Origin of the sequence: Gordonia sp. Z-3, assembly GCF_036233855.1 — a bacterium.
GTDB lineage: Bacteria > Actinomycetota > Actinomycetes > Mycobacteriales > Mycobacteriaceae > Gordonia > Gordonia tangerina.
On the sequence record NZ_JAZARS010000001.1, the window covers coordinates 118363 to 145303 of the forward strand.

Sequence of the window (26941 nt, forward strand, 5' to 3'; positions counted from 1 at the left end):
CCGTCACCGCAGCGGCACCGTCACCCGCAATCCATCTGCACTATCCACCCACGATCCCTGGAGGACACCCGTGACCAACCCCTTCGACGACGACAACGGCCGCTTCTACGTATTGGTCAACGACGAGAATCAGCACTCGCTGTGGCCGACCTTCGCCGACATCCCCGCCGGCTGGAGGACGGTGTTCGGGGAGGACAGTAGGGCGGCATGCCTGGGCTACGTGGAGAAGAACTGGACCGACCTGCGTCCCAAGAGCCTGATCGAGGCGATGGACGCGGACGCGGCGCGCCGCGCGTGACTCTCATCCGGCCACGACGTCGCGAGGCTGTGTAGCCGGGATAACGCTTGAACATCAAGCACTATCCGCCACTCCAACAACTTGAGTCACAGCAGTAACATGGAGTCGTACTGAGAATCTGCTCTGACCTGTGGATTCGCACACAATCTGGCGTCCGCGGTTCCCAAAGAGCCGTTAGCAAGGCAAGCTATATAGACGGACCTGGCGCCAGAACCATTCTGGGAGGCAACGTGGCCAGGGTCACAACACGGAGTTCGGGGGAACGACTGTGAACATGTTGGATTTGATCGAAGACATCCGGCGGCGGGCCGAGATCACCCCGCGCCTGACTGCTGTTCGCTTCGGTGACGATGTCGTCACCTACGGTGCCCTCGACGAGGCCATCGACTCGTACCGCTCCGTGATGGACCGCCACGGCATGTCGCACGACGCGGCATTCCACGCCGGCCTCATCCACTGCATGCCCGGTCTCACTCGTATCGACGGAGCCGCCGAGCGCAACCGGGTGATGAGCGACATCGTCGCGTGGCTCGGTCGCGAACTCGGCGGCGGCGAAGGTCGCCGCCTGCGCGCCGTCAGCTGATCCACTTCACCGACACGCTTGTGGGTAGGGGTCGGCCTGGGCCGCCCCGACGCTGTCCGATCGACGCTCAAACGATCGCGAGCACCATCAAGATCACCAGCAGTATCGGTGCGCCGATGATCATGCTCGCGATTCCCGCGACCGTGCCGGCCACGGCCCGGCCTGTGCCGCGATAGCGGTTCGGCTCCGGCGCCGGTCGTCGGCCGCTCGCGATCTGTACCAGGGCGATCACCCCCAGCGTCGTCGCAATGAAGCCGAGGATGGCTCCCACGCCCACAAGGGCCAGTGGGAGCGAGATCATCGATGTGATCAACGCCGTGGTCGCCATCCGGGAACTCGGCTGTGCCGGGGCATTCATCCCGTTCGTGTTCAGGTGCCTCGAGTCGGTCGCCATAACCGGAGCGGGGTACCAGACGTCGGCGACCGGGGGTAGCGGGGCGTCGTTCGCGGAGCTACTCGCCGAGAGTGGCCAACTCGCATTCATCGCTGAGGGCGGCCACATAGAACCGGGTACGGCGGCCGATTCGTCGGTCGCGCCGGGCCGGTCTCGCAACGTCTCGATTGTGGATTCGCCGGTCTCCGGGAGCTGTGTGTCGATGTTCTCGAGCGGCCACCGGGCGATGCGATCGGTCAACGCGGGCGGTATTGACTCGGTGGGGTGATCGGTCTCCCGCATGGCGTACCCTCCTGGCCGGCGGCCCACGGGTGGCCGATCATCGGTTCTGTTCGATCTCCAGTACTGCACGAACGAACGCGGCGCTGCACGGTGCTGGGTCTACATGGTGCTGGTCCTGCACGATTGCCGGGCACGGTTGCCCGACGCTCTGCCTCCACTGCACCCGAAGAACATCACATAGCGATAACGATAGGTGCGACGACAATCGCCGCGTCCGGGTTCCGGACGCGGCGACAGCGTGGTGCAAGCCGATGATCGGTTGAAGCTCAGCCGCCGTGCTGACCGCCCATGCTGGTCAGCGTGTCGACCGCGTCCGCGGTGAGCTTCCAGTTGGTGCCGACACGCACATAATTCAGTTGGATGTCCACCGGTGCCGGGGCGTGCGGGCTGGCGACAGCAACGGTCGCCGTCGCGGTGCTCGAGCCTTGCTCAGTCACCTCTTTGACCGTGTACACGTCGGGCGTGTAGCCGGCGGCGCTGGAGGTCTCGGCATAGGTCTGCAGCGCGCTGATCGTCTCCGGATTGTTGGTGTCGACGGCTCCTTCGACCTGCTCGGTGGTGCTCGCCGGGTCCACCGCCGTGCGCAGCGTGCTCTGGGCGTCCTCGGTGCTCAGTCCGATCACCGCATCCTTCGCCGAACTGACCGCACCGCTGACGGCATCGCGGGCCTGGCTGGCTGCGTCACCGGCCGCCGAGGCGACCGCCGCCGACGCGTCGTTGGCAACACTGCTGGCCGTGTCCGACGCCTCCTCGGAGCAGGCGGCCGTGGCCAGGACGGTGGCGGCGGCGAGAACTGCCGCGGCAAGGGGCTTGCGAACCTTCATATTTCGTCTCCTCCTCTTGAGTAAGCCCACACTAACTCATGGTTGTCGGGCGGCAGCACCGCGGAATTAATCGGACCGTGGTCCGGTTAGACTGAATGACACATCCGCCGAGTGCGCAGGAGGCGCGACAATGCAGTTCGGAATCTTCAGCGTCAGCGACATCACCGTCGATCCCACCACCGGGGTCGCGCCCACCGAGCACGAACGGATCAAGGCGATCGTGCAGATCGCGAAGAAGGCCGAGGACATCGGCCTCGACGTCTTCGCGCTCGGCGAGCACCATAACCCGCCGTTCTTCTCGTCGTCACCAACGACGACGCTCGCCTACATCGCAGCCCAGACCGAGAGGTTGCAGCTGTCCACGGCCACCACGCTCATCACCACCAACGATCCGGTCAAGATCGCCGAGGACTTCGCCATGCTGCAACACCTCGCCGACGGTCGGGTGGACCTGATGCTGGGGCGCGGCAACACCGGGCCGGTTTATCCGTGGTTTGGTCAGGACATCCGGCAGGGCATCCCGCTGGCCATCGAGAACTATCACCTGCTGCACCGCCTGTGGAGTGAGGACGTCGTCGACTGGGAGGGCAACTTCCGCACTCCGCTGACGTCGTTCACGTCGACGCCACGGCCATTGGACTCCGTGGCCCCGTTCGTGTGGCACGGATCGATCCGCAGCCCTGAGATCGCCGAGCAGGCCGCGTATTACGGTGACGGCTTTTTCGCCAACAACATCTTCTGGCCCAAAGAACACTTCCAGCGACTCATCGGTTTCTATCGCGAACGGTTCGAGCACTACGGACACGGCACAGCCGAGCAGGCCATCGTCGGCCTGGGCGGCCAGTTCTACATCCGGAAGAACTCGCAGGACGCGGTGCGGGAATTCCGCCCGTACTTCGACAACGCGCCGGTGTACGGTCACGGCCCTTCGCTCGAGGACTTCACCGAGCAGACGCCGCTGACCGTCGGGAGCCCTCAGGAGTTCGTGGACAAGACCCTCTCGTTCCGGGAGAGCTTCGGCGACTACCAGCGACAGCTGTTCCTCGTCGACCACGCGGGGCTGCCGCTGAAGACGGTGCTGTCCCAGCTCGACGAGTTGGGAGAGGTGTTGCCGCAGTTGCGTGCCGGCTTCGAGGCCGGCCGACCCGCCGCGGTACCCGACGCCCCGACCCACGCCTCCCTGGTGGCTGCGCGCACCGCAGCCGCGGCCGGCGACACGCGCGAAGAGGCGAGTGTATGACCGCGGCTCGGACTCCCCGGCGGATCGTCGCCGTCAATGCCGGACTGGGCGATCCGTCGTCGACGCGCCTGCTCGTGGATCGGTTGGTCGAGGCCGTCGTCGGAGCCCTCGACGACGGGACCGGGGCTGGTGCGGTCGACGTGACGGTGATCGATCTTCGTGACCTCGCCACCGACATCGCCCGTTCGATGGCCACCGGATTCGCAGTCGACCCGGTGCGCGAGGCGTTGCAGCGGCTCTACGAGGCCGATGGACTCATCGTCGCCACGCCGGTCTTCAACGCGTCCTACAGCGGATTGTTCAAGTCGTTCTTCGACCTGGTCGACGTGGAGAAGCTCGGGGGCACCCCGGTGCTGCTCGCCGCCACCGGCGGGAGCCCACGACACTCGATGGTGCTCGACCATGCCATGCGTCCGTTGTTCGCCTACCTGCGCGCGATCGTGCTGCCGACTGCTGTGTACGCGGCAGCGCAGGACTGGGCCGGTGCGGCCGGCGACACTGCGGCGCTCGGCGATCGCATCCGGCGGGCGGCGGGTGAACTCGCGGCCGCGGTGGGTCGACCATCCGCGCCGGGCGTACCGGCTCCCGAGCCGGAGCGTACCGAGAACGGGGTACGGTCCTCGGCCGAGGATGCAGGTATCGCGAACTTCGCGCGCCTGCTCGGTCAGCAACCCTGACGGTCGCTCACGCCTGGCCCGGGATGTTGTGCCGCGGGCTCAGCCGGCTGTTCGGCAACGTAGGCGCCGGCAGATGCTGGACGTCACCGGAGTAGCCCTCGACCTGGCCGAATCGTTCACTGTGCTCGGTCCACTGCTGACGGAACGCGACGATGTCCTCATGGCTGCGCCCGAGGAAGTTCCACCACATGATGATCTGCTCGTCGAGCGGTGCGCCGCCGAGCAGTATCACGCGCGCCGGTTCGTCGGACTCGTTGCGCAGGCATAGTGCCGTCGCACCGAGCCCGATGTAGCCGAGTTCGGTCGGTTGCAGGGGTTCGGCCGCGGAATTCACGACGCGGATCACCCCGGCGTCCACGAGCAGACCGTGCTCGTGTGCGGTGGTGACCGGTAGCTCGATCTGGGCGCCGGGTGGCAGCCGCAGTTCCGCGCCGAGTAGGGGTGTGAAGGTGTGGACGGGTGACCGCTCACCCAGGAGTTCGCCCAGGAATACCCGAATCTCGACGTCGTCGTGGTGGAACGCCGACGGGATGTGGTGGGCGAAATCTCGCGGGGTGTCGGCGGCGAACTCGGGCAGCGCCACCCACAGTTGAACGCCGTGCAAGATCGTCGTGTCGGGTGTTGACACCTCGGTGTGTGCGATTCCGTGTCCGGCGGTCATCAGGTTGAGTTCCCCCGGGCGCACCATCGCGTGATTGCCCATGGTGTCGCGGTGTTCGATCTCGCCGGAGAACAGCCAGCTCACGGTCTGCAACCCGGTGTGCGGGTGCGGTGGCACATCCATCCCGCCGGTCGCCGAGACATCGTCGGGACCATAGTGATCGGCGAAACACCATGCGCCGATCAACGAACGGCGACGTTGAGGCAGGGTGCGATGCACCGTCATGGCGCGCGGGCCGCCCAACGGAACGTCGCGGGCGGCGAGCACCTCGACCGTCACGGTCCCTTCGGCTCCCGCGTCGCCGCGGTGAACAGTTGAGCGACAATCGATCTCGTCGGGACGCGTCTCCAGGTTGCTCATCGGTGCGGCCGCTCCACGTGTTGTCCGGGTTCCTCGGAGTCAGTGTAGCGAGACCGGTGTCGTCGGCGAGTGAGGTGAACGTCGCGGAAAGCGACACGTTCGCCTCACTCGGCCTGCGGTCTGCTGGGGCGGGGGCTCGGGAAGGGGCGCCGGGCTCAGGAGATGGTTGTCGGATCCTCGAACGTCATCGTCAGTCGATCCACCGATGTCGTCATCAGCGCGCGCCGGCTCAGGCGTAGTGTCCGCAACTCGGCGGCGATCGGATGGTCACCCAAGGTCAGGCGCGCACCACCCAACCGGGTGCGGGTGCCGGCGGTGGACGTCAGCTTCCACGGCGTCATCCGCAGCACCCCGTCGAGTTGGGAGTACGCGTTCAGCACGGTGTCCTTCGCGTTGTCGGGCACCGGGATGCCGCGTCGGGTGGTGAGGTCTGCGATGAGGTGTCCATCCGCGGAGACCCTGCCGTGGCGGGTGGGGGAGTCGTGGTCCACGTCGAAGTCGGCGAGGGTCTTGGGGAAGCCCCAGATGCCCCGGCCGGCGGCGAGGGTGAAGTCGCCGTCGACCGGCAGGTGGTGGATGAGTGCACGGGCGTCGCCGCGGGCCAGCGAGCGCAACGCGGAGGCCGGCGATGCGGCCGGCCGGCCGGGCTCCTCGACCAGGAAGCAGACGCCGAACTCGTTGTACGGTCCCAGGTCGCCGTCGATGTAGTCGACGAAGACCAGCATGCACATCGTCCGGCCTGGTCGCAGGCGCAACGGCCGCAGCTCGGGCGCCGCCGGGCCAGCCGACCGCATCGCGTGGGCCACCGCGGCGGCGTCAGCGGTGAATCCGGCGACAAAACACCGAGCATTGCGGATCTCGACCGGCATCGAGACGGCGGTGCCCAGGACGTCATGGGTGGACCCGGGTTGGGACATCGATAGGTCTCCTCGAAACTGGAACATGTTCTCATTTGCTTCCGTCAGCATGTCAGATCCGAACCGGCGGTGGGCCGGTTCCACCCGGTGAGCTCGGTGGGTCGGACATCCGGCCGAATTACGCGCCATCGGCGACCGCGCACTCGCGGCGCTGTGACAAGGTTGTCGGAAGGCGTTGGTGACGTCGGGTCGTCGGCACTCTGGGCGTTGCGCGTGCGCATACCGGTGGTCGGAGGGAGGACGGGTGGCAACCGCGGACCGGTCGGTGGTCGGGGTGGGGATGGTCGACGATCATCCCTCACCGGTGTGGGGAATCGAACGGATTCTCGACCGCCAACCCGACCTGGAATTGGTGTGCTCGGCGTCCACAGTGGACGGACTGCTGGCGCAGGGTATCGCGATGGACATCGTCATCCTCGACCTGCGGCTCGACGACGGCACGAGCCCGGGTGAGAACGTCGCCCGGCTCACCGAAGAGGGCATCGGGACCGTCGTCTACACCTCGGGGGAACACCCGGATCTGCTCCGTTCCGCCGCGCGGGCGGGCACTCTTGGCGTGGTCCTCAAATCCGCTTCGGAGGGTGAGATCGTCGATGCGATCCGAACGGCGGCTTCCGGACATGCGGTGCTGACCACCGAGTGGGCGGCAGCCATCGATGCCGACCCCGACCTCGCCGCGGTCGATCTGAGTCCACAGCTGCAGCGGGTGCTGACCCTGTACGCCTCCGGCGAGACGTCGGCCGGAGTCGGTGCCGCTCTGGGGGTGACCGCGGAAACGGTGAACGAGTACCTCAAGCGAATCCGGCAGAAGTACGCCGCCGCGGGGCGTCCCACCCGGACCAAGCTCGATCTGTTCAAGCGCGCGGTCGAGGACGGTTGGCTGCCCCTCCCCGGCCGACGGCCCGCCCCGGCACCGGACCGATCCTCACGCAGAGGTGGTATCGGGCGCACACCTGAGTAAGGCGGGGTGAATGTCACATCCCGTCTCACTCGGTACGCGTGGGTGAATCCATACATCGCCGCGGCCCGGAGCGCTGGCTCCGACTCTATGCGCTGGACCTGACGGGCATCGGTGTCCCCAGTTCTGGGTCTACACCGCGCGGCGGTGATCGCCTAACCTGCTGTTTCTGTGGTGCGGTCTTGTCGGGGGACTGGAGCGCCCGCATCAGCGGGAAATGTTGGTGCCGAGCGAAGGAAGACAGATGACCGCGCATTCGCATACGCCGTATCCGGGCCGCTCGACACCCGCCCGCCCAGCGGGTCCCGACGATATGGCCCAGCCTGCCGCCGTGGGGCTGAACGCGCGGGTGACACGACTGTCGGATTACCGTCAAGCGGAAGGTACGATGCCCGACCCACGACGACCGGAACTCTCGTCGCGCGAGGTCGAGGTCCTGCTCGCGTGGCTGGCGGCTGAGTCGAAGGAGGAGGCGGCGACTGCGCTGTTCATCTCCGCGTCGACGGTGAGTACCCACCTGGCCCGTATCCGCGCCAAGTACTCCGGTGTCGGCCGGGAAGCGCCGACCAAGGCGCATCTGCTGGCCCGCGCACTACAGGACGGCTACACCAGCCTCGACAGCTGGTGAGTCCCCCGGGGGTGGGGAACCCGGGGAAGTCAGCGTAGGTCGCGTTCGATCTGCGGCCAGGTCCGGTGCAGGTCGTCCTGCCAGTAGCCCCACGAATGGGTTCCGGTGTTTCGGAACGTGACGTCGGCGGGGATGCGCAGCTCGGCGAGGCGGCCGGCCATCTGACGCGTGCACTGATCGATCGCCACCTCGATCGCGCCACCCAGTAGGGCCTGATTGGCGAGGAAGAACGGATCACCCTGGACAAAGGGGTCCTCGAGGCGTTCGTGGGTGCCGGGCAGCCCGGTGCCCGAGGTCATGTAGATCTTGGTGCCCCGCAGCTTCTCGGCGTTGAGATACGGGTCGTTGGCGCGCCACCCCGGCCCGTCAAGGGGACCCCACATGTTCTCCAGGTTGCCGCCGCCACGGTCGGCGGTGACGAACCGGATGTACTGCTGACCCACCGGGTCACTGGTCCGGGCGCATCCGCTGAATGCGGCCACCGAGCGGTAGAGGCCGGGGGCGGCGATGGCGAGGTTGAACACCGTCGTGCCGGCCATCGAGATGCCGGCGACGGCGTTGCGCCCGGTGGTGTTGAACTGCGCGTCGATCAGCGGGGGCAGTTCCTTGGTCAGGAAGGTCTGCCACTTGTTGCGGCCGAGCACCGGGTCGTCGCGCTGCCAGTCGGTGTAGTACGAAAAGGCGCCGCCGATCGGTGTGACGACGTATACATCCTTGTCGGCGAAGAACTCTTTGTAGTCGGTACGTGCGTCCCACGTCGCCGAATCCTCGCCGCCGCCGGCACCGTTGAGCAGATACAGCGTGGGGCTGGGCGTGGACCGATCACGGGGAGTGAGCACGGTGACCGGGATGTTCTTGTTCATCGCCGCCGAGTAGACGAGCAGCGTGACCTGCTGCGGATCGTCGTCATAGGTGCTCACGATGCGCGATGCCGGTGCGGCCGATGCCGTACCCACACCCACCGTTGCGACGACCGCCGCAATCACCGACAACATCCCGACGATCAGACGCTGATGTCTCCCCACGATGCCCCAATCCATTCCCACTCGCCGAAAACCCCCACTCGCCGAAAACCCATGGCTGGGTGGCTGCCCAAGTCTAGCGGGCGATCCTCCGGTGCTGTTCTCCCGCCGTGATCCCGGTCTGCCCCGGACCGCTTTGGCTACCGTGGAGGGATGACATCCACGGGGGCGGCCGACGATCCCGATCTCCTGCGTACCCTGCTCGCGGATTCCGCGCTCGGCGATCGCGGTGCATTCACCCGCTTGTACGACCTCACCAGCGGCCGTGTCTACGGCCTGGCATTGCGCGTCGTCCGGGACCGGAACTACGCGGAGGAGATCGTTCAGGAGGCCTATCTGCAGTTCTGGCAGAAGGCCGACCAGTATCACCCCGGCCGTGGCTCGGTGATCAGCTGGATGATGACCATCACTCATCGGCGCGCTGTCGATCGGGTCCGATCCGAGGAGGTGCATCACCGCAAGGCCACCGAATACGAGTCGAGCAATCAGGCGCCCGCGTCGGCGGTGCCGTTGGAGATCGTGGTGGCCCGCGAAGAGAACACCGAACTGCGGACGTGTCTGAACACGCTGAGTGTCCTGCAGCGTGACAGCATCGAGATGTCCTATTTCGGCGGCTTGACCTATCCGGAGGTCGCCGAACACATGTCGACTCCGCTGCCCACCATCAAGACGCGTATTCGCGACGGACTTCGCAAGCTTCGCAATTGTCTGAGAGGTCGAGATCATGTCTGACACCGACTGGCTCGACGATCACATCGAACTGTATGCCGTCGCGGTACTGCCGCCCACCGAACACGACCGCGTGGAACGTGAACTGGCGGACCTGAGCGAGGTCGAGCGGCGCATCTACCACACGCGAGTTGCCGAGACGCGCGCGGCGATGGTGGAATTCGCGAGTTCGTATGCAATCGATGCCCCGGGTGACCTGCGTGCGCGGGTGCTCGACCATGTCTTTGCGGTGTCCGACGGGCGTGGTGACGCTGTATCGTCCGACGGACCCAGCGGTGATATGACGGCCGATTCGGCGCCCGCGCCGATTCCGATCGACCGAGCACGCAGCCGCCGACGGGCCGCGGTGATCGCCGCCGCGGCAGCAGCGATCGTGGTGGCGCTCGGCGCCGGAGTGGTGATCGGACGCGGTACCGCACCGGACCCGGCGGCGCCCACGGTGACCGCTGCGGGGCAGCAGGCACTCGACGTGCTGACCGCACCGGACGCCCAACTCGCCGCACAACAGCTCGACGATGATCGCGGCACCATGTCGGTCGTCACCTCACGCGAGCGCAATCAGGCTGTGGCACTGCTGCGTGATCTGAACAACCCCATTGCTTCCGACCGCGAGTTCCAACTCTGGTTGGTCGGCAAGGAGGATCAACCGGTGTCGGCGGGTCTCATCCCGTCGACGGGCGCCGACGATCCGACGCTGGTCGAGAACCTCGACTCGGCAACGGTTCTGGCGGTCACCGTGGAACCGGAGGGCGGGTCGCCGCAGCCGACGACACCGATCCTGGCGCAGGTGCAGCTGTAGACGGTGTGCCACGGCGGCGGTGGTCTCGATACGCGGCCTCGGCTGGCGCCTCGGTCGCTACTCGACCAGCGGAGGGTGGTCTCGCGGGTGTAAGGCCGTTCTGGTGTGGTCTCGATACGCGGCCTCGGCTGGCGCCTCGGTCGCTACTCGACCAGCGGAGGGTGGTCTCGCGGGTGTAAGGCCGTTCTGGTGTGGTCTCGATACGCGGCCTCGGCTGGCGCCTCGGTCGCTACTCGACCAGCGGAGGGTTGTCTCGCGGGTGAAAGGCCATTCTGCCGGTGGTCTCGCTACGCGCCCCGGCGTGGCTGGGCGATTCCATCGCTGGTCGAGTAGTCGCGAACGGAGTGAGTGACGTATCGAGACCACTTCAACCGTCAGCGCGTCGAACGCCGATACAAGATGAGCGACAACGGAACACAGATGGCGAGGATCGCCACGCTGGTGCCGATCGAATAGCCGACGGCGTGCTCGGCGACCCAACCGGTAGGGGCGGGGAAGTCCGGCGGCGAGGCATTGCCGAACTTCTGCCGGCATGCCGTGGCAACGGCGGTCACCGGATTCCACTCGGCGATGGGACGCAGGAAGCCAGGCAGGCTCTGCGCGGAGATGAACGCGCTCGAGAGGAAGGTGACCGGAAACATCCATAAGAAGCCGATGCTCTGCGCCACTTCGACATTGGGTGCGGCCAGTCCGGTGACGGCACCGATCCACGCCATTGCCAGCGCGAACAACACGATGATGCCGAAGGCGATCGCGGCGTCGGCGGCGCTACCACGCACCCGCCAGCCGATGGCGAGCCCGCAGGCCACCATCACCGCGAGCCCCAGGATGCCGAGCAGCATGTCCGAGCTCACCCGACCGGCGATCACCCCCAGACGTGACATCGGCAGCGAGCGGAGTCGGTCGATGATGCCGTCGGACATGTCGTTGGCGAGCCCGACGGTGGTGATCGCGGCATTGAACACCACCGTCTGGGTGAAGATCCCCGCCATCAGGAACTCCCGATAGGAGCCCCCGCCGAACGTCGCGCCGAACACATACGCGAACAGGAAGACGAACATCAACGGCTGAATTGTCGCGCTGATCAGCAGAGTGGGGATGCGGCGGACCGTCAACAGGTTTCGTTCGATGATCACTGCGGTGTCGGCGAACATCAGACACGCTCCAATCGTTGGGTGACGGCTTCGGCGGCGTGCTCGAACGACGCGCCGCCGCCCGGATCGCGGTCGCCGTGAGGATCGCTGCCGTCGGTATCTCCGCGGCCGGTGAGGTCGAGGAACACGTCATCGAGAGTCGGGGTGCTCACCGTTGCGTCGAGCACGTCGATGCCGAGTGCATCGCATACCCGGACGGCGGCCACCGCGCTGCGGGTGCCGTCGGCGACCGCGACGGTCCAGGTCTGGGCGTCGACGTGATGCGGGGCGCTCAGTCCGACCTCGGTCAGCGCGGTGCGCACTCGAGCCTCGTCGTGGCGTCCGCGGAGTTCGACAGTCAGAATCGATTGGGCGGTCGTGGCTTTCAACTCGGCAGCGGTGCCCTGGGCGCGAATCGCGCCCTGGTCGATCACCGTGATCTCATCCGCGAGTGCGTCGGCCTCCTCCAGATACTGGGTGGTCAACAGCACGGTGGTACCGGCCGCGACCTGCTCGGTGATGACATCCCACATCTGGCGGCGTCCGCGAGGGTCGAGGCCCGTGGTGGGTTCGTCGAGGATGACCAGGGATGGTTCGTTGATGAGGGCACCCGCCAGGTCGAGCCGTCGCCGCATACCGCCCGAGTAGGTGCGCATCGGTCGGTCGGCTGCATCCTCGAGGCGCAGATCGGCGATCATCGCCCGCGCCCGCTGCGACGCCACGCTCCGTCGATGCCCGTAGAGCTGGGCGACCATCCGCAGATTCTCGAACCCCGTCAGGTTGCCGTCGACGGCCGCGTATTGGCCGGACACGCCGATCATCTCGCGCACGGTGTCCGGTTCTGCGAGTGCATCCACACCGTCGACGACGACCGACCCGGCATCGGGCCGCATCAGCGTGGCGACCGCGCGCACCGTGGTGGTCTTTCCGGCGCCGTTGGGGCCGAGTAGCGCATGCACGGTGCCCGACGACACCTCGAGGTCGATGCCGCGTAGCGCCTCCACTCGCGGTCCCCGACCGAAGATCCCGGAGCGGAACGTTTTGGTGACCCCGTCGAGGCGGAGTGCGACGTCGGTGCCCCGCTCAGGCATCGCGTGTCGTCCCATGTGCCTGCTCCCTTCGTTCCATCGCTTCGATCAGGCTGGCGGGTCGCATGTCCCGCCAGTTCTCCTCGACGTAGGCAAGACAGTCGTCGTGGCCGGCCGGGCCGTATACCGTGGTCCAGCCATCGGGGACGGCGGCGAACTCGGGCCACAACGAATGCTGGTTCTCGGCGTTGACGAGTACCAGGAACACGCCTTCGGTGTTGTCGAACGGATTGGTCATCGGTCCTCCTCGCTGATGGATGTCACTGGTCGTTCGGACGACCGGGGTCCGCGGATCGGTCCGATGTGACGGACCCGTCCACGGCTGCCGCGTACGCGGTGACGTTCGCCGGCAACAACATGCGCGCGTGACTGCAGTCGACGACGAACTCGCGCACGGTTCCGGTGATCCGCCCCGCCCAGTCGTCGACGGCCGGGCCGCCGGGTGGCGGGTCGGCGGTGGCGGTGACGAATCTCGCATCCCCGGCGTAGGTCCGCGGTCGCCAGTCGGCGGCCAGCGGGGTCGCGGCCAGGAACGTGCGGTGAACCGCTGCGAACTCGTGCTCACTGAGACCCGAGAGAGGCCCACCCGCGTTGCGCACCGACTCCCACGCGTGGGCGATACTCGGCTCTTGCCCGTCGTCGGTGTCGATGTCCAGACCGAATTCGGCCATCAGCTCAGCGACCGACGGGGTCCGGTCGAATCCCGGACGATCGGCCACGACAAAGGAATCCAGCAATGTCAGCTCGTCGACGACGTCGCCCGACTCGGACAGTTGCACCGCCATCTCCTGGGCGATGAGCCCGCCCAGCGACCAGCCGAGCAGCCGGTACGGCCCCTGTGGTGCAACCGAACGGATCAGTTGCACGTAGTGAGCGGCCAGCTCGGTGATCGACTCGGGTGCCCGACCGCCGGACAGCATCGGGTTCTGCAGTCCGTAGACGGCGCGCCCGCGGTCGATGTGCGGCAGCAGTGATGTGAAACTCCACGACAGGCCGATCGCCGGATGCACCACGAACAGCGGACTGTCGTCACCGGTGTGTGCATCCCCGCCGGCAGCCGGCCGTCGTAGCGGCAGCAGGGTCGCGAACGGATCCACCATTCCGGTGGAGTTGTCGGCATCGTCGATCACCGCCGCGAGCTCGGCGGGAGTGGGTGCGCCGAAGAGGATTCCGGCGTTGACGTCGCGGCCGAAGCGCTCGCTGAGTCGGGTGGTGACCGTGGTGGCCATCAGCGAGTTGCCCCCGAGGTCGAAGAACCCTTCCTCGGCACCGACCGCGTCGTCGTCGATCTCGAGCACCTCGGCGAACACGGCAGCCACGGTCGCCTCGGTGCCCGGCCGCGGTGCCCGCGACCGGGACACGATCTCCGGTTGCGGCAGTGCCCGGCGATCGAGTTTGCCGACCGGCGTGAGCGGGATCGCCTCGAGGACGGTGATCGATGACGGGACCATGTGCCGGGGCAGGACCGTCGCAACCTGACGGCGTAGCTCGTCGACATCCGGCGTCTGTCCGTCGGCGGCGGTCACGTAGCTGCGGATCATCGGCGGACCGCTGCCCTCGTGATCGGCCCCGTCGATGATGGTCGCGGCGAAGTCGACCGTCGGCGCGGCGGCCAACGCGTCGTCGATCTCGCCGAGTTCCACACGGAAGCCCCGGATCTGCACCTGATCATCGTCGCGGCCGACGTAACGCAGCCGGTTGTCCGCGGTCCAGCACGCCAGGTCACCGGTGCGATACATCCGGTTGCCGGCGTGACTCGGGCCGGCGACCATCGGCGCGGGAACGAATTTCGTGGACGTCAGTTGCGGTCGCCCGTGATAGCCGCGGGTGACCTGGCCGCCGACGAGATACAACTCTCCGGTCACCCCCGGCGGCACCGGGTGCAGTCGTTCGTCGAGCACCAGTGCACCCACCCCGTTGTTCGGGGTGCCGATGGTGAGCTCGGTGTCGGCGTCGAGTTCGTCACTGCCGGTGGTGATCACGGTGGTCTCAGTGGGTCCGTAGACGTTGATGACGGTGCGGCCCGGAGCCCAACGGCGGACCAGTTCGGCACCGAAGGCCTCGCCGCCGATGGCCAGCGACGCCAGGGTGGGCACCGCATGGGGATCCATGGTGGCCACTGCGGCCGGCGTGATGAACGCGTGGGTGACCCCGTGGCGGTCGATGAAGTCCGACAACGGTTTACCGCCGTAGACATCAGTCGGCGCGATGACCAGCGCCGACGCCCCGGCCGCAGCCATCAAGAACTCCAGCACCGACGCGTCGAAGCTGGGGGAAGCGAAATGCAGGACCCGTGAGGACATGTTGGGTGCCATCCGGTCGCGCAGCTCGTCGCGCACCGCCCGCAGCCCCGAGTGTGGTACCAGCACGCCCTTGGGCCTGCCGGTCGACCCGGAGGTGTAGATCATGTACGCCAATTGATCGGTGCGGATCGGTGCGATCCGTTCGCCGGGGCCGAGCGGCGCGGGCGACGAATGACCGATGCGGGTTCGAACAGCGGGATCGTCGAGTACGACGACCGGTGTGCCGGCATCGGTGGGAACCGACGAACGTGCCTGCTCGGTGGTCACCACCAGGCGGGCGCCGCTGTCGGCGAGCATGTGCGCGATCCGATCTGCCGGATACGTCGGGTCGATCGGCACGTAGGCGGCGCCGGACCGGACGATCGCCCAGATCGCGACCAGCGCATCGATGGACCGGGGTACGGCCATGGCCACCACAGGTTCGGCCGCCGCGAGGTCCACGGACTCGGGATCAGCGCCGATCCCGCGGCCGAGCAGGACGCGGGCGAGTCGGTTGGCGCGCGCGTCGAGTTCGGCGTAGGTGATCGATGCGTCCTCGGTGATCGCTGCGCAACCGTCCGGGTTGCGCCGCACCGCCTCGTCGAGCAGGGCGTCGAAGGTGGCCGGTGCCGCGGGCGTCGGACCGGTCATCGGCGACAGCCGCGCGACCTCGAGTGGATCGGTGACCCGGATGTCGCCGACGAGGCGCTGCGGGTCGCACAGCATCGCCCGCAGCACCCGCATGAGGCGCATGACGAGCATCTCTACCTCGTCGCGGCGATAGCGTGCCGCCGCATAGGACACCTCGAGGGCTGCGTTGTCGGCGTCCGGGCTCATCCCGGTGACGGTGAACTGCAGATCGAACTTCGCTGTGCCCGTGTCCACCTCGGACACGTCGACGTCGAGACCGGTGTCGACCGACAGCGAGGTGCCATCGATGCCGTCGGCGAAGTCGTGCACCGACAACGCGATCTGGAACAACGGATGCCGTCCGGCCTCGCGAGGTGGGTTGACTTCGCTGACCACGTCGTCGAAGGGCACGTCGCGGTTGTCGAGCGCAGCGAGGTCGTCGTCGCGGACCGCGGCGACGAGGTCGGCGACGCTGCCGCTCGGTTCGATCTGAGTGCGCAGCGCAAGGGTGTTCACGAACATCCCCACCACTCGGGAGAAGTCGAGATCGGTTCCCGACCGCGGCGACCGGTTGGCAACCGGCGTGCCGATCACCAGATCCCGGCCGAGTCCCATGCGGTGCAACAGGATCGTCAGGGCGGTGTGCAGTACCGAGAATGCGGTGGTGTGGTGGTCGCGGACGAAGTCGGCCAGCCCGCTACGCACATCGTCGTCGAAGGCAACGGTGGTGACGGCACCGGAATCGTCGTCGGTGCGATCCCCTTCGATCCGCCGATCCCGGTCGGTGCCGCCGTCGGAGACGGGCAGGGTCGTCTCGGTCGGTGCGCCGGCGAGTCGATTCACCCAGTACGCCACCTGATCCTCGGGACGGTCGTCGCCGACGCGTTGCGCGTAGTCGCGGAAGTCGACATCGGCGGGGGGCCACGGATCGGTACGGCCGTCGATTCGTTCCCGGTAAGCGGTCAGCAGGTCGCCGACGAGTACCGGCAACGACGCCCCGTCCGCGGCGATGTGGTGTACGGCGAGCACCAGCACGTGTTCCCCGGTGCCGGCAGCGGCCACCGCAACGCGCAACGGTGCGTCGAGGGTCAGATCGAACGGTCGCGCGGCGAGTTCGTCGGCCACCCCGGACGGATCTGCGTGTCGGTGCACGCGGAGTGCCCCGATGACGTCGGCCGGTTCGTCGAGCACCACGCCGACAGGCCGACCGTCGCGGATCGGATACACCGTGCGCAGTGCGGTGTGTCGCGACACGACATCGGTCAGGGCGCCGCGCAGGGCATCGACCGACAGCTCACCATGCAACCGCAGGGCCAGCGGGATCGTGTACTGCACCGAGTCGGGCGTGGCACGTGTGATCGACCAGAGGCGCCGCTGCACCGGTGCCAGGGGTACGGTCGACGGCCGCTCGGCCGGCGGTCCCGCGGGGGCTGCCGGGGTCACATCGACCTCGGCCCGCTCCGGGTCGATGTCGACGCGATCGGCCAGATCGGCGATCCTCGGGTGGTCGAAGACCTCTCGGACGCGCAGCGGTTCGCCCCGATGGAGGTGGTTGAGCCGGCTGGTCACGGTGGTCGCCTGCAGCGACGTGCCGCCGAGTGCGAAGAAGTCGTCGTCGGCTGCCACCTCGTCGTGGCCGAGCACCTCGGCGATCACTCGCGCCACCACGTGTTCGGCGGCGGATGCCGGTGCCCGGCCGGGCACCGACCGCCGATGGCGGTTCGGCGTGGGCAGAGCCGCGCGATCCAGCTTGCCGTTGCGGGTCAGCGGGATCTGATCGATGACGGTGACCGATGCCGGGACCATCTGCGCGGGTAGACGTCCCCGGACGGTGTCGAGAATGTCGGCACCCTCGGGTCGGTCACCGGCCGCCAGATCATCTCGCAGCGTCACGTACGCGGCCAACGCGGCTTCGGCGCCGCTGCCCACGACCAGTGTGCCGGCCCAGTCGACTGCCCGATGGCGGCCCAACGCGGCGTCCACCTCGTCGAGCTCGATCCGGAAACCACGGACCTTGACCTGATTGTCGGTGCGGCCGTGGTAGATCAGCGCACCGTCGCCGCGTCGGCTCACGATGTCACCGGTCCGGTACATGACCGTGCCGCTACCGCCGGGGGCGGCGACGAACCGGGTCGTGGTGGCCTCCGTGCGGTTGAGATAGCCGCGCGCCACGCCAGGACCGACCAGGTACAGCTCGCCGGGCACGCGGTCGGCGACCGGACGCAGCCGGTGGTCCAGCACCAGGGCGGTCGCGTCGTCGACCGGTGTGCCGATGGTGATCTCGTCACCGGGCGTCAACGGGTGCGACATCGTGGCGACGATCGTGGTCTCGGTGGGGCCGTAGCAGTTGAGATAGCGGCGACCCGGAGCCCAACGCGCCACCAGTTCCGGCGGTGACGCCTCGCCGCCGACACCGAGGGTCTGCAACGCGGGCAGCTCGCGGGGAGCGGCCGCCGACAACGCGGCCGGCGTGATGAACGCATGCGTGACCGCCTGCGTGTCGAGCAAATCGACGAGTTCGTCACCGCCGTACACCGTAGGTGGTGCGATGACCATGGTGGCGCCTGCCTCGACCGCGAGGAGCAGTTCCAGCATCGCGGCATCGAAACTCGGTGACGCGAAGTGCAGGGTACGGCTCTCGGGAGTCACCTGATAGAGCTCCCGCTGCGACGCGGCGAACGCCGCCAATCCGCGGTGGGTGACGCAGACGCCCTTGGGTGTTCCGGTCGAGCCCGACGTGTAGATGACGTAGGCCGCGCTGTCGATGTGGCGCGGTCCGCGCGCGGTGACTCGCGATGTACCCCGACCGGAATCCAGTGCCTCGGGACCGATCCACCAGAGGTGGTGCGGCAGTGTGCCGAAATGCGCGGCGGCCGTGATGCCCAGGATGGCGCCGGAGTCGGCCAGCATGTGGGTCACCCGGTCGGCGGGATAGCCGGGATCGATGGGCAGCGCCGCGGCGCCCGCCTTGGCGACCGCCCACACGGCGACAACGGATTCGATCGAGCGTTCCAAGGCGATCGCGATGACGTCGTCGGTGCCGATACCCAGGTCGATCAGATGGCGCGCCCATGCCGCCGAGCGTTCGTCGAGATCGCGGTAGTCGATGGAGTCGGTGCCCGCTTCGATGGCAGTCCGCGCCGGATGCTCGTGGGCACAAGCCTCGAGAATGTCGGCGAGGTGCCGCGGCTGCGTGGTCGGCGCGGCCACCTCAGGCTGCACACCGAGAACGTGGTCGTCGATCCGACGATCGGGGTCGGCGACGATCTGCCGGGCCAGCGACACGAATGCATCGGCGATGCGGCGCACGCGCTCACGGCTCAATACGTCACCGGCATAAGTGAAACGTGCCCGGTCGCCGCGTATGCGTAACTCGAGATCAAAACGTGCCGAACCGGTGTCGACCTCCTGCGCCTCGACCGCCAGACCGTCGAGTTCGAGCATCGGACCTGACGGTGTGCGCCCGTCGGTGGTCTCGGCATCGAAGGCCAGGACCACACCGAACAGCGGATGACGGCCGTTGCGTGGAGGATTGACCGCCGCGACAACCTGCTCGAATGGCAGGTCGGCCTGCGACAACGCCTCCAGGTCGCACCGACGCACGGTGTCGAGCAACTCACCGAAGGTGGCCGAACCGTCGATCGGGGTGCGCAACACCACCGAGTTGACGAACATCCCGACGAGATCGGACAGTCGCGGATCATTGCGCCCGGCAACCGGGGTCCCGATCACCACATCGGCGCGATCGCCCGTGACGTGGACGTCTGGGTCGGAGTGCAGCCGATGCAGCAGGGCGGCGAACACGGTGTGCACGGTCATGAAGTCGGTGGCCTTGCCGTCGGCGAGATCACGCAGGCTGCTTCGCAGTCCGGCGTCGAAAGCCACGTCCACGACGCCGGTGTGTGGCTCGTCGTCGGCCCCCTCGACGTGGTCGGGGAGCAGGACGGGGGCGGTGTCGATCCCGTCGAGTTCGCGACGCCACCAGTCGGCCAGTTCGGCCTGCCGCGTCCCGTCCTGCCCGTCGATCCCGTGCGCGTCGATCGACAGACCGCGCTGCGGGTCGACACCCAGATTCTCGGCCTGCCACCGCAGATAGTCGCGGTAACCGACCGAAAGTGGACGCTGCGCCGGTGATCGACCGGCCCGCAGGTCCGCGTACGCCCCGGCGATGTCACGCGCCAGCGGCGTCATCGACCAACCGTCGGCAGCGATGTGGTGCACGACGATGGTCAGCTTGTGGTGTTGTTCGCCCGATTCGCTGGTCGGTGAGGAGCGAGGCGCCAGCCGAGTGTCACGAAGGGCCCCGCCATCCCGTCCGTTCTCGATGCGGTGCAGCGCGATTCGGATCGGCGCCTCGGTGGTGAGATCGAAACCACGACGCGCCAGCACAGCGGCGTCGGCGTCGGCGCCCGCATCGTCGGTGACGACGGTGGTGAACGCACTCACGACCTCGTCGGCCGATCGGATCTCCATCACCGGGCGGCCGTCGTGTTCGGGGTAGACGGTGCGCAACGGTTCGTGGCGCGCCACCGCATGGCGCACGGCGCCACCGAGCGCTTCGACGTCGAGGTCGCCACGCAGGTCGAGCGCGAACGCGATGTTGTAGGCACTGGCTGACATCTCCGTGCCGCCCGCCTCGCCACCGGCCTGTTCGTCGCTTGCCAGGCGGTTGAGGAACCAGAGCTGCTGCTGCGCCGGTCCGGGGGCCACGACGGCGTCGGGATCGTGGCGCAGCTGGGAGAGCGGATGTGTGTCCGTCGCCTGGTCGACCGGGTTGCTGTCGGTGGTACCCGATTCGGCCGGTGCCCGGTCGCCGACGTCCGCGGCAAGACGGGCCATCGCGGCGACGGTGGAGTGCTCGAACACTTCTCGCACGCTCACCCGGCGCCCGGCGATCTGCTCGAGACCGCCCACCAGTTGGGTCGCCGACAACGAGTTGCCGCCCAGATCGAAGAAGTCGTGGTCGCGGCCGATCTCGGAGACGTCGAGGCCCAGCTGTTCGGCCAGCAGTGTGGCCACCGACCGTTCGGCGGCGGTACGTGGCGCCACATAGCTCGTGTCGGTGTCGATGCCGAGTGACGCCGGGTCGGGCAGCGCCCGGAGATCGACCTTGCCGATCGGGGTGGTGGGGATCTCGTCGAGTTCGATGATCGCCGACGGGATCATGTGCCGGGGCAACCGCTGCGCCAGACGAGCTCGGATGTCGGCTGTCACGTCGCCGCCGGCGTCGCGGGCGGCCCCGGTGAGGGTGACGTAGGCGACGAGCCGGGCCGTCGACGGAGCGCCGACGGTGGTGGCCACCGCGGCGGTCACCAGGTCGTCGTTGACGAGGGCGGCGTCGATCTCGCCGAGTTCGATCCGGTGGCCGCGGATCTTGATCTGATGGTCGGCACGGCCACGGAACTCCAGTCGGCGTCCGGTCGGTTCCGGTGTGTCACTGGTCCACCGCACCAGGTCGCCGGTGCGGTACATGCGGTCGCCGGGATCGCCATAGGGGTTGGCGACGAAGCGTTTCGAGGTCAGCGGTCGCACCCCGTGGTACCCACGGGCCAGGTGCGGGCCGGCGATGTAGAGTTCGCCGACCGACCCGGGTGCGACCGGCTGCAACCGTTCGTCCAGCACCATCGCGGCAATCCCGCGGATCGGACGGCCGATGGTGAGGATTTCGTCGCCTGGGTCGATCTCACCGGACATGGTGGCGACCACGGTGGTCTCGGTGGGCCCGTACGCGTTGAACAGGGCCCGGCGGGCCGACCATCGCCGCACGACCTCCGGGTTGGGGTGCTCGCCACCGATGACGAGCGTCCGAAGGTCCGGGAGCTCATCGGGATCCATCGTCGACAACAACGACGGCGTCAGGAATGCGTGGGTGATGCGATGTGCCCGCAGCAGTTCGGCGAGTTCACGCCCACCGACGACCCCGGACGGTGCGACATGCATGGTGGCCGCCGCAGACACGGCCATCAGCAGTTCGAGAACCGAGGCGTCGAAGCTGGGGGAGGCCAGTTGCAGGGTCCGGCTCTCGGGGCTCAGACCGAATGCGCGCACCTCCTCGGCGGCGAAGTCGGCGATGCCTCGGTGATTGACCACCACACCCTTCGGGGTGCCGGTGGTGCCCGAGGTGTAGATCAGATACGCCGGATGGTCGACGTCGAGCGGCGCGTGGCGGTCCGTGTCGGTCGGCGCCGTCGCGTCGAGTTCGTCGAGCTCGGCACGGATCCCGTCGTCGTCGAGAAGCACGGTGTGTGCTCGCTCGACGCCGGGGTCGCTGTCGCGGGTGGTCACCACCAGTTCTGCGCCGGAGTCATCGATCATGAAGGCGATGCGCTCGGCGGGATACTCCGGATCCACCGGGACCCACGCCGCGCCGGTGCGGGCGATCGCCCAGAGTGTGACGATCCAGTCGACGCCGCGCGGCATCGACACGGCGACGAACCTCTCGGGTCCCGCTCCGAGCGTGAGCAGCAGTCGGGCCAGCCGGTTGGCGGCGGCGTCGAGTTCGGAATAGGTGAGTGCGCGGGTGCCGTCGGTGACGGCCACCCGGTGCGGTTCGGCGTCGACGGCGGTCGTCAGGATGCGGGACAGGTGCTCGACCGGGCGCTTCCCGGCGCCCACCGCGGGAACCAGATCGAGTCGCTCAATCGGTTCCAGCAGCGAGACGTCGCCGATGGTGACCTGCGGGTCGGCGAGGACCGCGGTGATCAGGCGACGCAACCTGGTGCTCAGTCCGGTGATGGTCGAACGGTCGAACAATGCTGCAGCATAACCGAGTTCGATGCTCATTCCGCCCGGTCCGCCGTCGGCGGCGCGATGCTCGGTGAAGGTGAACTGCAAGTCGAATTTGGTGTGTCCGGTGTCGATCCGCGATGCGGTGGCCGCCAGTCCGGCGAAGTCCACGTCGATGGCGGAGCTGTCCTCGAGTGCCACGGACACCTGAAAGAGCGGATGCGAGTTACCCCGGTCCGGGTTGAGTTCGGTCACCAGCCGGTCGAACGGCAGGTCGGCATGCTCGAACGCAGCAAGGTCTCGGTCGCGGACGTGCGTCAGCAGCTCGGCGAACGAGCTGTCCTTGGCCACGTCGGTCCGGAGGACGACGGTGTTGACGAACATCCCGACCATCGCGTCCACCTCGGCGTCGCCGCGGCCGGAGACCGGCGTGCCGACAGAGATGTCGGAGGTCTGGCTCATGCTGCGCAGCAGCGTCGCCACCAGCGCGTGGCACACCATGAACACCGTCGACCCGTGGGCTTCGGCGATGTCTCGGACCTTCTGGTGCACAGCCGGTTCGAGGCCGGCGTGCAGCAGGCCGCCGGTCGCATCGGGAACGCGGGGACGTGGGCGATCGAAAGGCAGTTCGGTCTCGCGCGGCGCATCGGCCAGTTCGGCAGACCAGAAGCCGAGGTCCTCGGCCACGGTGTCGGCGAGTTGTGCGTGTCGCCGGGCACTGACCTGAGAGTAGGTCAGTGGGAGCGCGACGAAGTCGGGTGCCGCACCATCGCGACGGGCACGATAGGCCTGCGCGAGATCGGTGGCCAGTGGTGCCAGCGACCAGCCATCGGCGGCGATGTGATGGATCACCACGGTCAGATGGTGGTCGGCGTCGCCGGTACGGATGATTCGTGCCCGGATCGGCAGGTCGGCGGCGAGGTCGAATGGTGCCGAAGCGAATTCGGTCACCGGCGAGGCCGCCTCGGCGTCGAGCACCGGAACCCGGAGATCCACGTCGGCTGCGTCGATCACGTCGGCGTACGGGGTCCCGGCGTGTTCGGTCACGCGGGTGCGCAACGGTTCATGCCGGGCGACGACATCGCGCATCGCCTCCGCCAGGGCGTCGGTGTCGAGCTCGCCGACCAGCCGGACCGTGAACGGGATGTTGTAGGTCGCGGCGTCGGTGGTCTCCATCCGGTTGGTCAGCCAGAGTCGGGTGGCCGCCGGCGAGAGCGGGACGGGCCCGGCAGGGAGGTCGGCAGAAGCGATGTCGGCAGTCGCGACGTCCGGCGCGGGCGCGTCGGCGAGCACGGTCTCGTCGACACCGAGCGACCGGACGGCGTCGGCGATACCCGCGATGTCCTTGGCGTCGAACAGGGTCCGGATACCCACGCGGTGGCCCGTCGATCGGGTCAGGCGTGCCGCGACCCGGGTCGCCGACAACGAGTTGCCACCGATGTCGAAGAAGCTATCGGTCATCGAGATCCGGTCCACGCCCAGGACGGCGGAGACAGTGTCGGCGACCAGCGCGTCCAGCGGTGCCGTCGGGGCGACGTACTCTCCGGCGTCGCGATACGCGGGCGCCGGCAGCGCACGCCGGTCGAGTTTCCCGTTGGGTGTGGTGGGCAGCTCGTCGAGCACCACGATGGCGGTGGGGATCATGTGCTCGGGGAGCCGGTCGCCGAGTTCGACGCGGAGATCACGGTCACCGAGGTCGTTGTCGCCGATCACGTACCCGACGAGCGTCTGTTCACCGGCGACGACGTCGTCGCGGATGAGGACGGCTGCCGAGCGGACGCCACTCAGTGTGCTCAGGGCGGCTTCCACCTCACCGAGCTCGACTCGCTGGCCGCGGATCTTGACCTGGGAGTCACTGCGCCCGAGATACTCCAGTTCGCCGTCGGGACGGCGCCGGACCAGATCCCCGGTGCGGTAGAGGCGGTCGCCGCCACCGTGCGGGTCGGCGACGAATCGTCCCGCAGTCAGATCCGCGCGGCCGGTGTAGCCCCGCGCGAGTTGCACGCCGGACAGATACAGTTCGCCGACCGCTCCGATCGGTTGCGGTCGCAGACGGTGGTCGAGCACGCATGCGGCGGTGTTCCATACCGGAGTACCGATCGGCACCGTGCTGTCGTCGGTGGCGCAGCGGTCGTGAAAGGTCACGTCGATCGCGGCCTCGGTGGGCCCATAGAGGTTGTGGATCGGTGCATCGGTGAGCGTGGCGGTGGCGCCGACGGTCTCCGGCGTCAACGCCTCCCCGCTGGTGAAGATCTGCCGCAGCGAGCCCAGATCGTCGTGAGTCGCGGCCGCGTCGTCGCCGTGAGCGGCGGAGAAGGTGGACAGCATCGACGGGACGAAGTGGACGGTGGTGATCTGTGTCGCTGCGATCACGTCCCGCAGATACCACGGATCGCGGTGCCCGTCCGGGCGCGGGATCACCAGTGATGCACCGGACACCAACGGCCAGAAGAACTCCCACACCGACACGTCAAAGGTGGCGGGGGTCTTCTGCAGGACCCGGTCGTCGGGGGTGAGGGTGTAGCGCGACTGCATCCAGCGCAGGCGGTTGACGATCGCCCGGTGGGAGATCATGACACCCTTGGGTTTTCCGGTCGACCCAGAGGTGAACAGGACGTAGGCGGGGTGATCGCCGCGTAGGGAGTCGCGTACGCGGCGACGGGCGGCGCGGGTGGTGACCGCCGGAGCCGCGGAGTGGTCGGCGAGACCGGACAGGGTGACGGTCTCGACAGTCGGGTCGGTGGTCTGTGGGCGGCCGAGGGCGCCGATCACCAGGGTCGGTCGGGCGGTCGACATGATGTGACCGAGTCGTTCGGCAGGTTCGTCCGGGTCGATGGGCAGAAAGGCACCACCGGCGCGGATCGTCGCGTGCAGCGCCACCACCTGGTCGATGCTGCGGGGCAACGCCACCCCGACCACACTCTCCGGCCCGACACCGCGGGCCCGCAGGCCCGCCGCGACGGCTTCGGCGCGCGCGGTCAATTCGGCGTAGCTGAGCTGACCGATTGTCGCGCCGATGTGGTCGGTGTACTCGGAGACAGGGGACTCGGAGACGGTGTACTCGGAGACGGGGGAATCGGAGACGGGAGAATCGTCGAGCAAAGCTGCCCGGCGACCGTGACGGCCGGCGGCATCGGAGAGCAGATCGAGCAGGGTAGTGTCGCCGAGGTCGACGGGCTCCCCGATAGCCGTGTGTGCCACGGTGCGGGCTTCTTCATCACCCATCACCGCGAGGTCGCCGACCGCGGTTGCCGGGTCGGCCGTGACGAACCGCTCCAGGAACTCCACGATTCGCCCATGGTGGGTGCGGATCTCCCATGGTGAGTAGACATTCGGATTGGCCTCGAGATCGAGCCGCATCCCGCCGGTGAAGCCGTCATAGACATTGACCGACGCATCCTCGACCGGGCCGGTGGACAGGACATTCAGTTCGCCGCGCAGGGTGCCGAAATCGATGTGCTCGAAGAACAGCATCACGTTGACCATCGGGCCGAAGAAGCCACGTCGGCCCCCGGGGGCGCCGAGCACATCGCCGGTGATGTCCTCGTGGCGGAACTTCTGGTGGCGCACGGCCTGTTTGATCTCACGGTTCACCGATCCCAGGAGGTCGGCGACGGACACCGGTTGCGCACCACCGTCGATGCGTGCGCGCACCGGCACGACGTTGGAGGTCAGGCCGGCCGAGGTCCGCAGGATGTCGCGGTCGCGGGCAGCCATCGGCAGGCTCAGCATGGTCGTGTCGCGGTCGTTGAGCCGTGCCAGGTAGGCGGCGACCGCGGCAGTGATCACCGACGCGGCGCGCACACCGTGTTCGGTGGCGCGGGCACGGATGCGGTCGACCAACGCCCGCGGCAGGGTGTGCGCCCGCACGGTTGCGGTCGGCGCGGCTGCCGCGGTCGCCGACGACAGCGACGTGATCTCGGGCAGTTGCCCACTGTCGCCGCCCGCATGCGCATCATCGAGCAGGGTGGCCGCCCAGTGCGCGCGGTCCCGGTCGAACTGATCGGACGACCGGTACTCGGCGTCGAGTGCGGCGATGTCGGCCATCGAGGCGATGTCGGCCGGCGGGGCTTCGTCGCCGTCGACGATTGCGGTGTAGTGCTGTGCGACGCGCAGCATCATGTACATCGCCGCGTACCCGTCGAACGCCAGGTGGTGACCCCAGCAGTACCAAATGTGATGTCTGTCGCCGAGGCGCAGCAGATAGGTCTCGAGCAGCGGATCGGTGAACAGGTCGGTGACCTGGGACCGATGCTCGTCGATCCAGGTCATCGCCGCCGCACGTGGATCGTCGGCCGCGCTGAAGTCACGTCGCCCCAGGGTGACCGTGCGGGTGCGGTCCACCACCACGTGCGGTTCGTCGTCGCCGGCGTCCACCAGGCGCAGCAGTCCCGATTCGGTCTCGTCGCAGGTCACGGCGACGGCGCGCTGCATGATGTCCCCGTCGACCGCGTCGCGGAACTCGGCGAAGGCCGCCACCGCCATCGGCACATCGGGGTCGAGTTGCTGGGCGTAGTAGATGCCGCGCTGGGCGGCGGTCATCGACAGCGGTGCGCCGAGGCCGTCGGCGGAGTGGGCATCGGTGCGGATGACGTTGTCGGTGGTCACGCAGTCCTCCTCGTCTCGGCGGTGCCATCGGCCGGGTGGCCGACCATGTGTGCCGTCTGCGGGTACTTCGCGTGGCGAAGGGTGGGCGGATTGGTCTGCTTT

General features: G+C 67.9%; 17 protein-coding genes. 8 read left to right on the top strand and 9 right to left on the bottom strand.

Features of this window, described 5'->3' with window-relative positions:
- Positions 1-70 precede the first annotated feature (70 nt).
- On the top strand, positions 71-298 hold the full coding sequence (locus tag VX037_RS00445; RefSeq protein ID WP_235725594.1) for an MbtH family protein: 228 nt from the start codon (positions 71-73) through the stop codon (positions 296-298).
- A 274-nt stretch (positions 299-572) separates the two neighbouring features.
- Positions 573-881, top strand: a complete 309-nt coding sequence (locus VX037_RS00450) for a hypothetical protein (protein ID WP_235725595.1) — start codon at positions 573-575, stop codon at positions 879-881.
- A 67-nt stretch (positions 882-948) separates the two neighbouring features.
- Here the strand turns inward: VX037_RS00450 and VX037_RS00455 are convergent, their stop codons facing one another.
- Complete coding sequence (locus VX037_RS00455; protein WP_328712859.1) at positions 949-1209, bottom strand: hypothetical protein; 261 nt, start codon at positions 1207-1209, stop codon at positions 949-951.
- Positions 1210-1823: 614 nt separating this feature from the next.
- Positions 1824-2381, bottom strand: coding sequence for a DUF4878 domain-containing protein (locus VX037_RS00460; RefSeq protein ID WP_287015702.1), 558 nt, complete (start codon positions 2379-2381; stop codon positions 1824-1826).
- 130 nt (positions 2382-2511) lie between these two features.
- On the opposite strand from VX037_RS00460, the gene VX037_RS00465 reads away from it, so the two are divergent.
- Together VX037_RS00465 and VX037_RS00470 are read left to right on the top strand one after the other, a co-directional pair.
- The gene (locus VX037_RS00465; RefSeq protein ID WP_266061517.1) at positions 2512-3621 is read left to right on the top strand and encodes an LLM class flavin-dependent oxidoreductase; all 1110 of its coding nucleotides are present in this window, start codon (positions 2512-2514) and stop codon (positions 3619-3621) included.
- Entirely contained in the window at positions 3618-4298 is a 681-nt protein-coding gene (locus VX037_RS00470) for a CE1759 family FMN reductase (protein ID WP_287015704.1), read from the top strand. The genes VX037_RS00465 and VX037_RS00470 overlap by 4 nt, the downstream gene beginning before the upstream one ends.
- 7 nt (positions 4299-4305) lie before the next feature.
- Here VX037_RS00470 and VX037_RS00475 read toward each other — a convergent pair whose 3' ends face one another.
- A complete protein-coding gene (locus VX037_RS00475) occupies positions 4306-5319 on the bottom strand; it encodes a pirin family protein (protein ID WP_287015705.1) in 1014 nt (337 codons plus the stop codon).
- Between the two features lie 155 nt (positions 5320-5474).
- Positions 5475-6236 carry an acetoacetate decarboxylase family protein gene (locus tag VX037_RS00480; protein WP_328712861.1) on the bottom strand — a complete coding sequence of 254 codons (762 nt, stop codon included), beginning with the start codon at positions 6234-6236 and terminating at the stop codon, positions 5475-5477.
- Positions 6237-6516: 280 nt separating this feature from the next.
- Here VX037_RS00480 and VX037_RS00485 point away from each other — a divergent pair, with 280 nt between their 5' ends.
- Both VX037_RS00485 and VX037_RS00490 read left to right on the top strand, forming a co-directional pair.
- On the top strand, positions 6517-7197 hold the full coding sequence (locus VX037_RS00485) for a response regulator transcription factor (RefSeq protein ID WP_328713027.1): 681 nt from the start codon (positions 6517-6519) through the stop codon (positions 7195-7197).
- A gap of 310 nt (positions 7198-7507) precedes the next feature.
- Entirely contained in the window at positions 7508-7822 is a 315-nt protein-coding gene (locus VX037_RS00490; protein WP_328713029.1) for a LuxR C-terminal-related transcriptional regulator, read from the top strand.
- Between the two features lie 29 nt (positions 7823-7851).
- Here the strand turns inward: VX037_RS00490 and VX037_RS00495 are convergent, their stop codons facing one another.
- On the bottom strand, positions 7852-8817 hold the full coding sequence (locus VX037_RS00495; protein WP_328713031.1) for an alpha/beta hydrolase: 966 nt from the start codon (positions 8815-8817) through the stop codon (positions 7852-7854).
- 180 nt (positions 8818-8997) lie between these two features.
- Between VX037_RS00495 and sigK the strand changes: the two genes are divergently transcribed.
- Both sigK and VX037_RS00505 read left to right on the top strand, forming a co-directional pair.
- Positions 8998-9576 carry an ECF RNA polymerase sigma factor SigK gene (sigK, locus tag VX037_RS00500; RefSeq protein ID WP_235725614.1) on the top strand — a complete coding sequence of 193 codons (579 nt, stop codon included), beginning with the start codon at positions 8998-9000 and terminating at the stop codon, positions 9574-9576.
- Positions 9569-10372: an anti-sigma factor gene (locus VX037_RS00505; RefSeq protein WP_328712863.1), complete on the top strand. Its 804-nt coding sequence runs from the start codon at positions 9569-9571 to the stop codon at positions 10370-10372. Before sigK ends, VX037_RS00505 begins: the two co-directional genes overlap by 8 nt.
- A 374-nt stretch (positions 10373-10746) precedes the next feature.
- Here the strand turns inward: VX037_RS00505 and VX037_RS00510 are convergent, their stop codons facing one another.
- From VX037_RS00510 to VX037_RS00525, 4 genes are read right to left on the bottom strand one after another with little or no spacing between them, the layout of a single operon-like run.
- Entirely contained in the window at positions 10747-11526 is a 780-nt protein-coding gene (locus VX037_RS00510) for an ABC transporter permease (protein WP_235724962.1), read from the bottom strand.
- A complete protein-coding gene (locus VX037_RS00515; protein ID WP_266061525.1) occupies positions 11526-12611 on the bottom strand; it encodes an ABC transporter ATP-binding protein in 1086 nt (361 codons plus the stop codon). Before VX037_RS00515 ends, VX037_RS00510 begins: the two co-directional genes overlap by 1 nt.
- Positions 12589-12831: an MbtH family protein gene (locus VX037_RS00520; RefSeq protein ID WP_235724964.1), complete on the bottom strand. Its 243-nt coding sequence runs from the start codon at positions 12829-12831 to the stop codon at positions 12589-12591. Before VX037_RS00520 ends, VX037_RS00515 begins: the two co-directional genes overlap by 23 nt.
- A gap of 22 nt (positions 12832-12853) precedes the next feature.
- Complete coding sequence (locus VX037_RS00525; protein WP_442903616.1) at positions 12854-26839, bottom strand: amino acid adenylation domain-containing protein; 13986 nt, start codon at positions 26837-26839, stop codon at positions 12854-12856.
- Positions 26840-26941 lie beyond the last annotated feature (102 nt).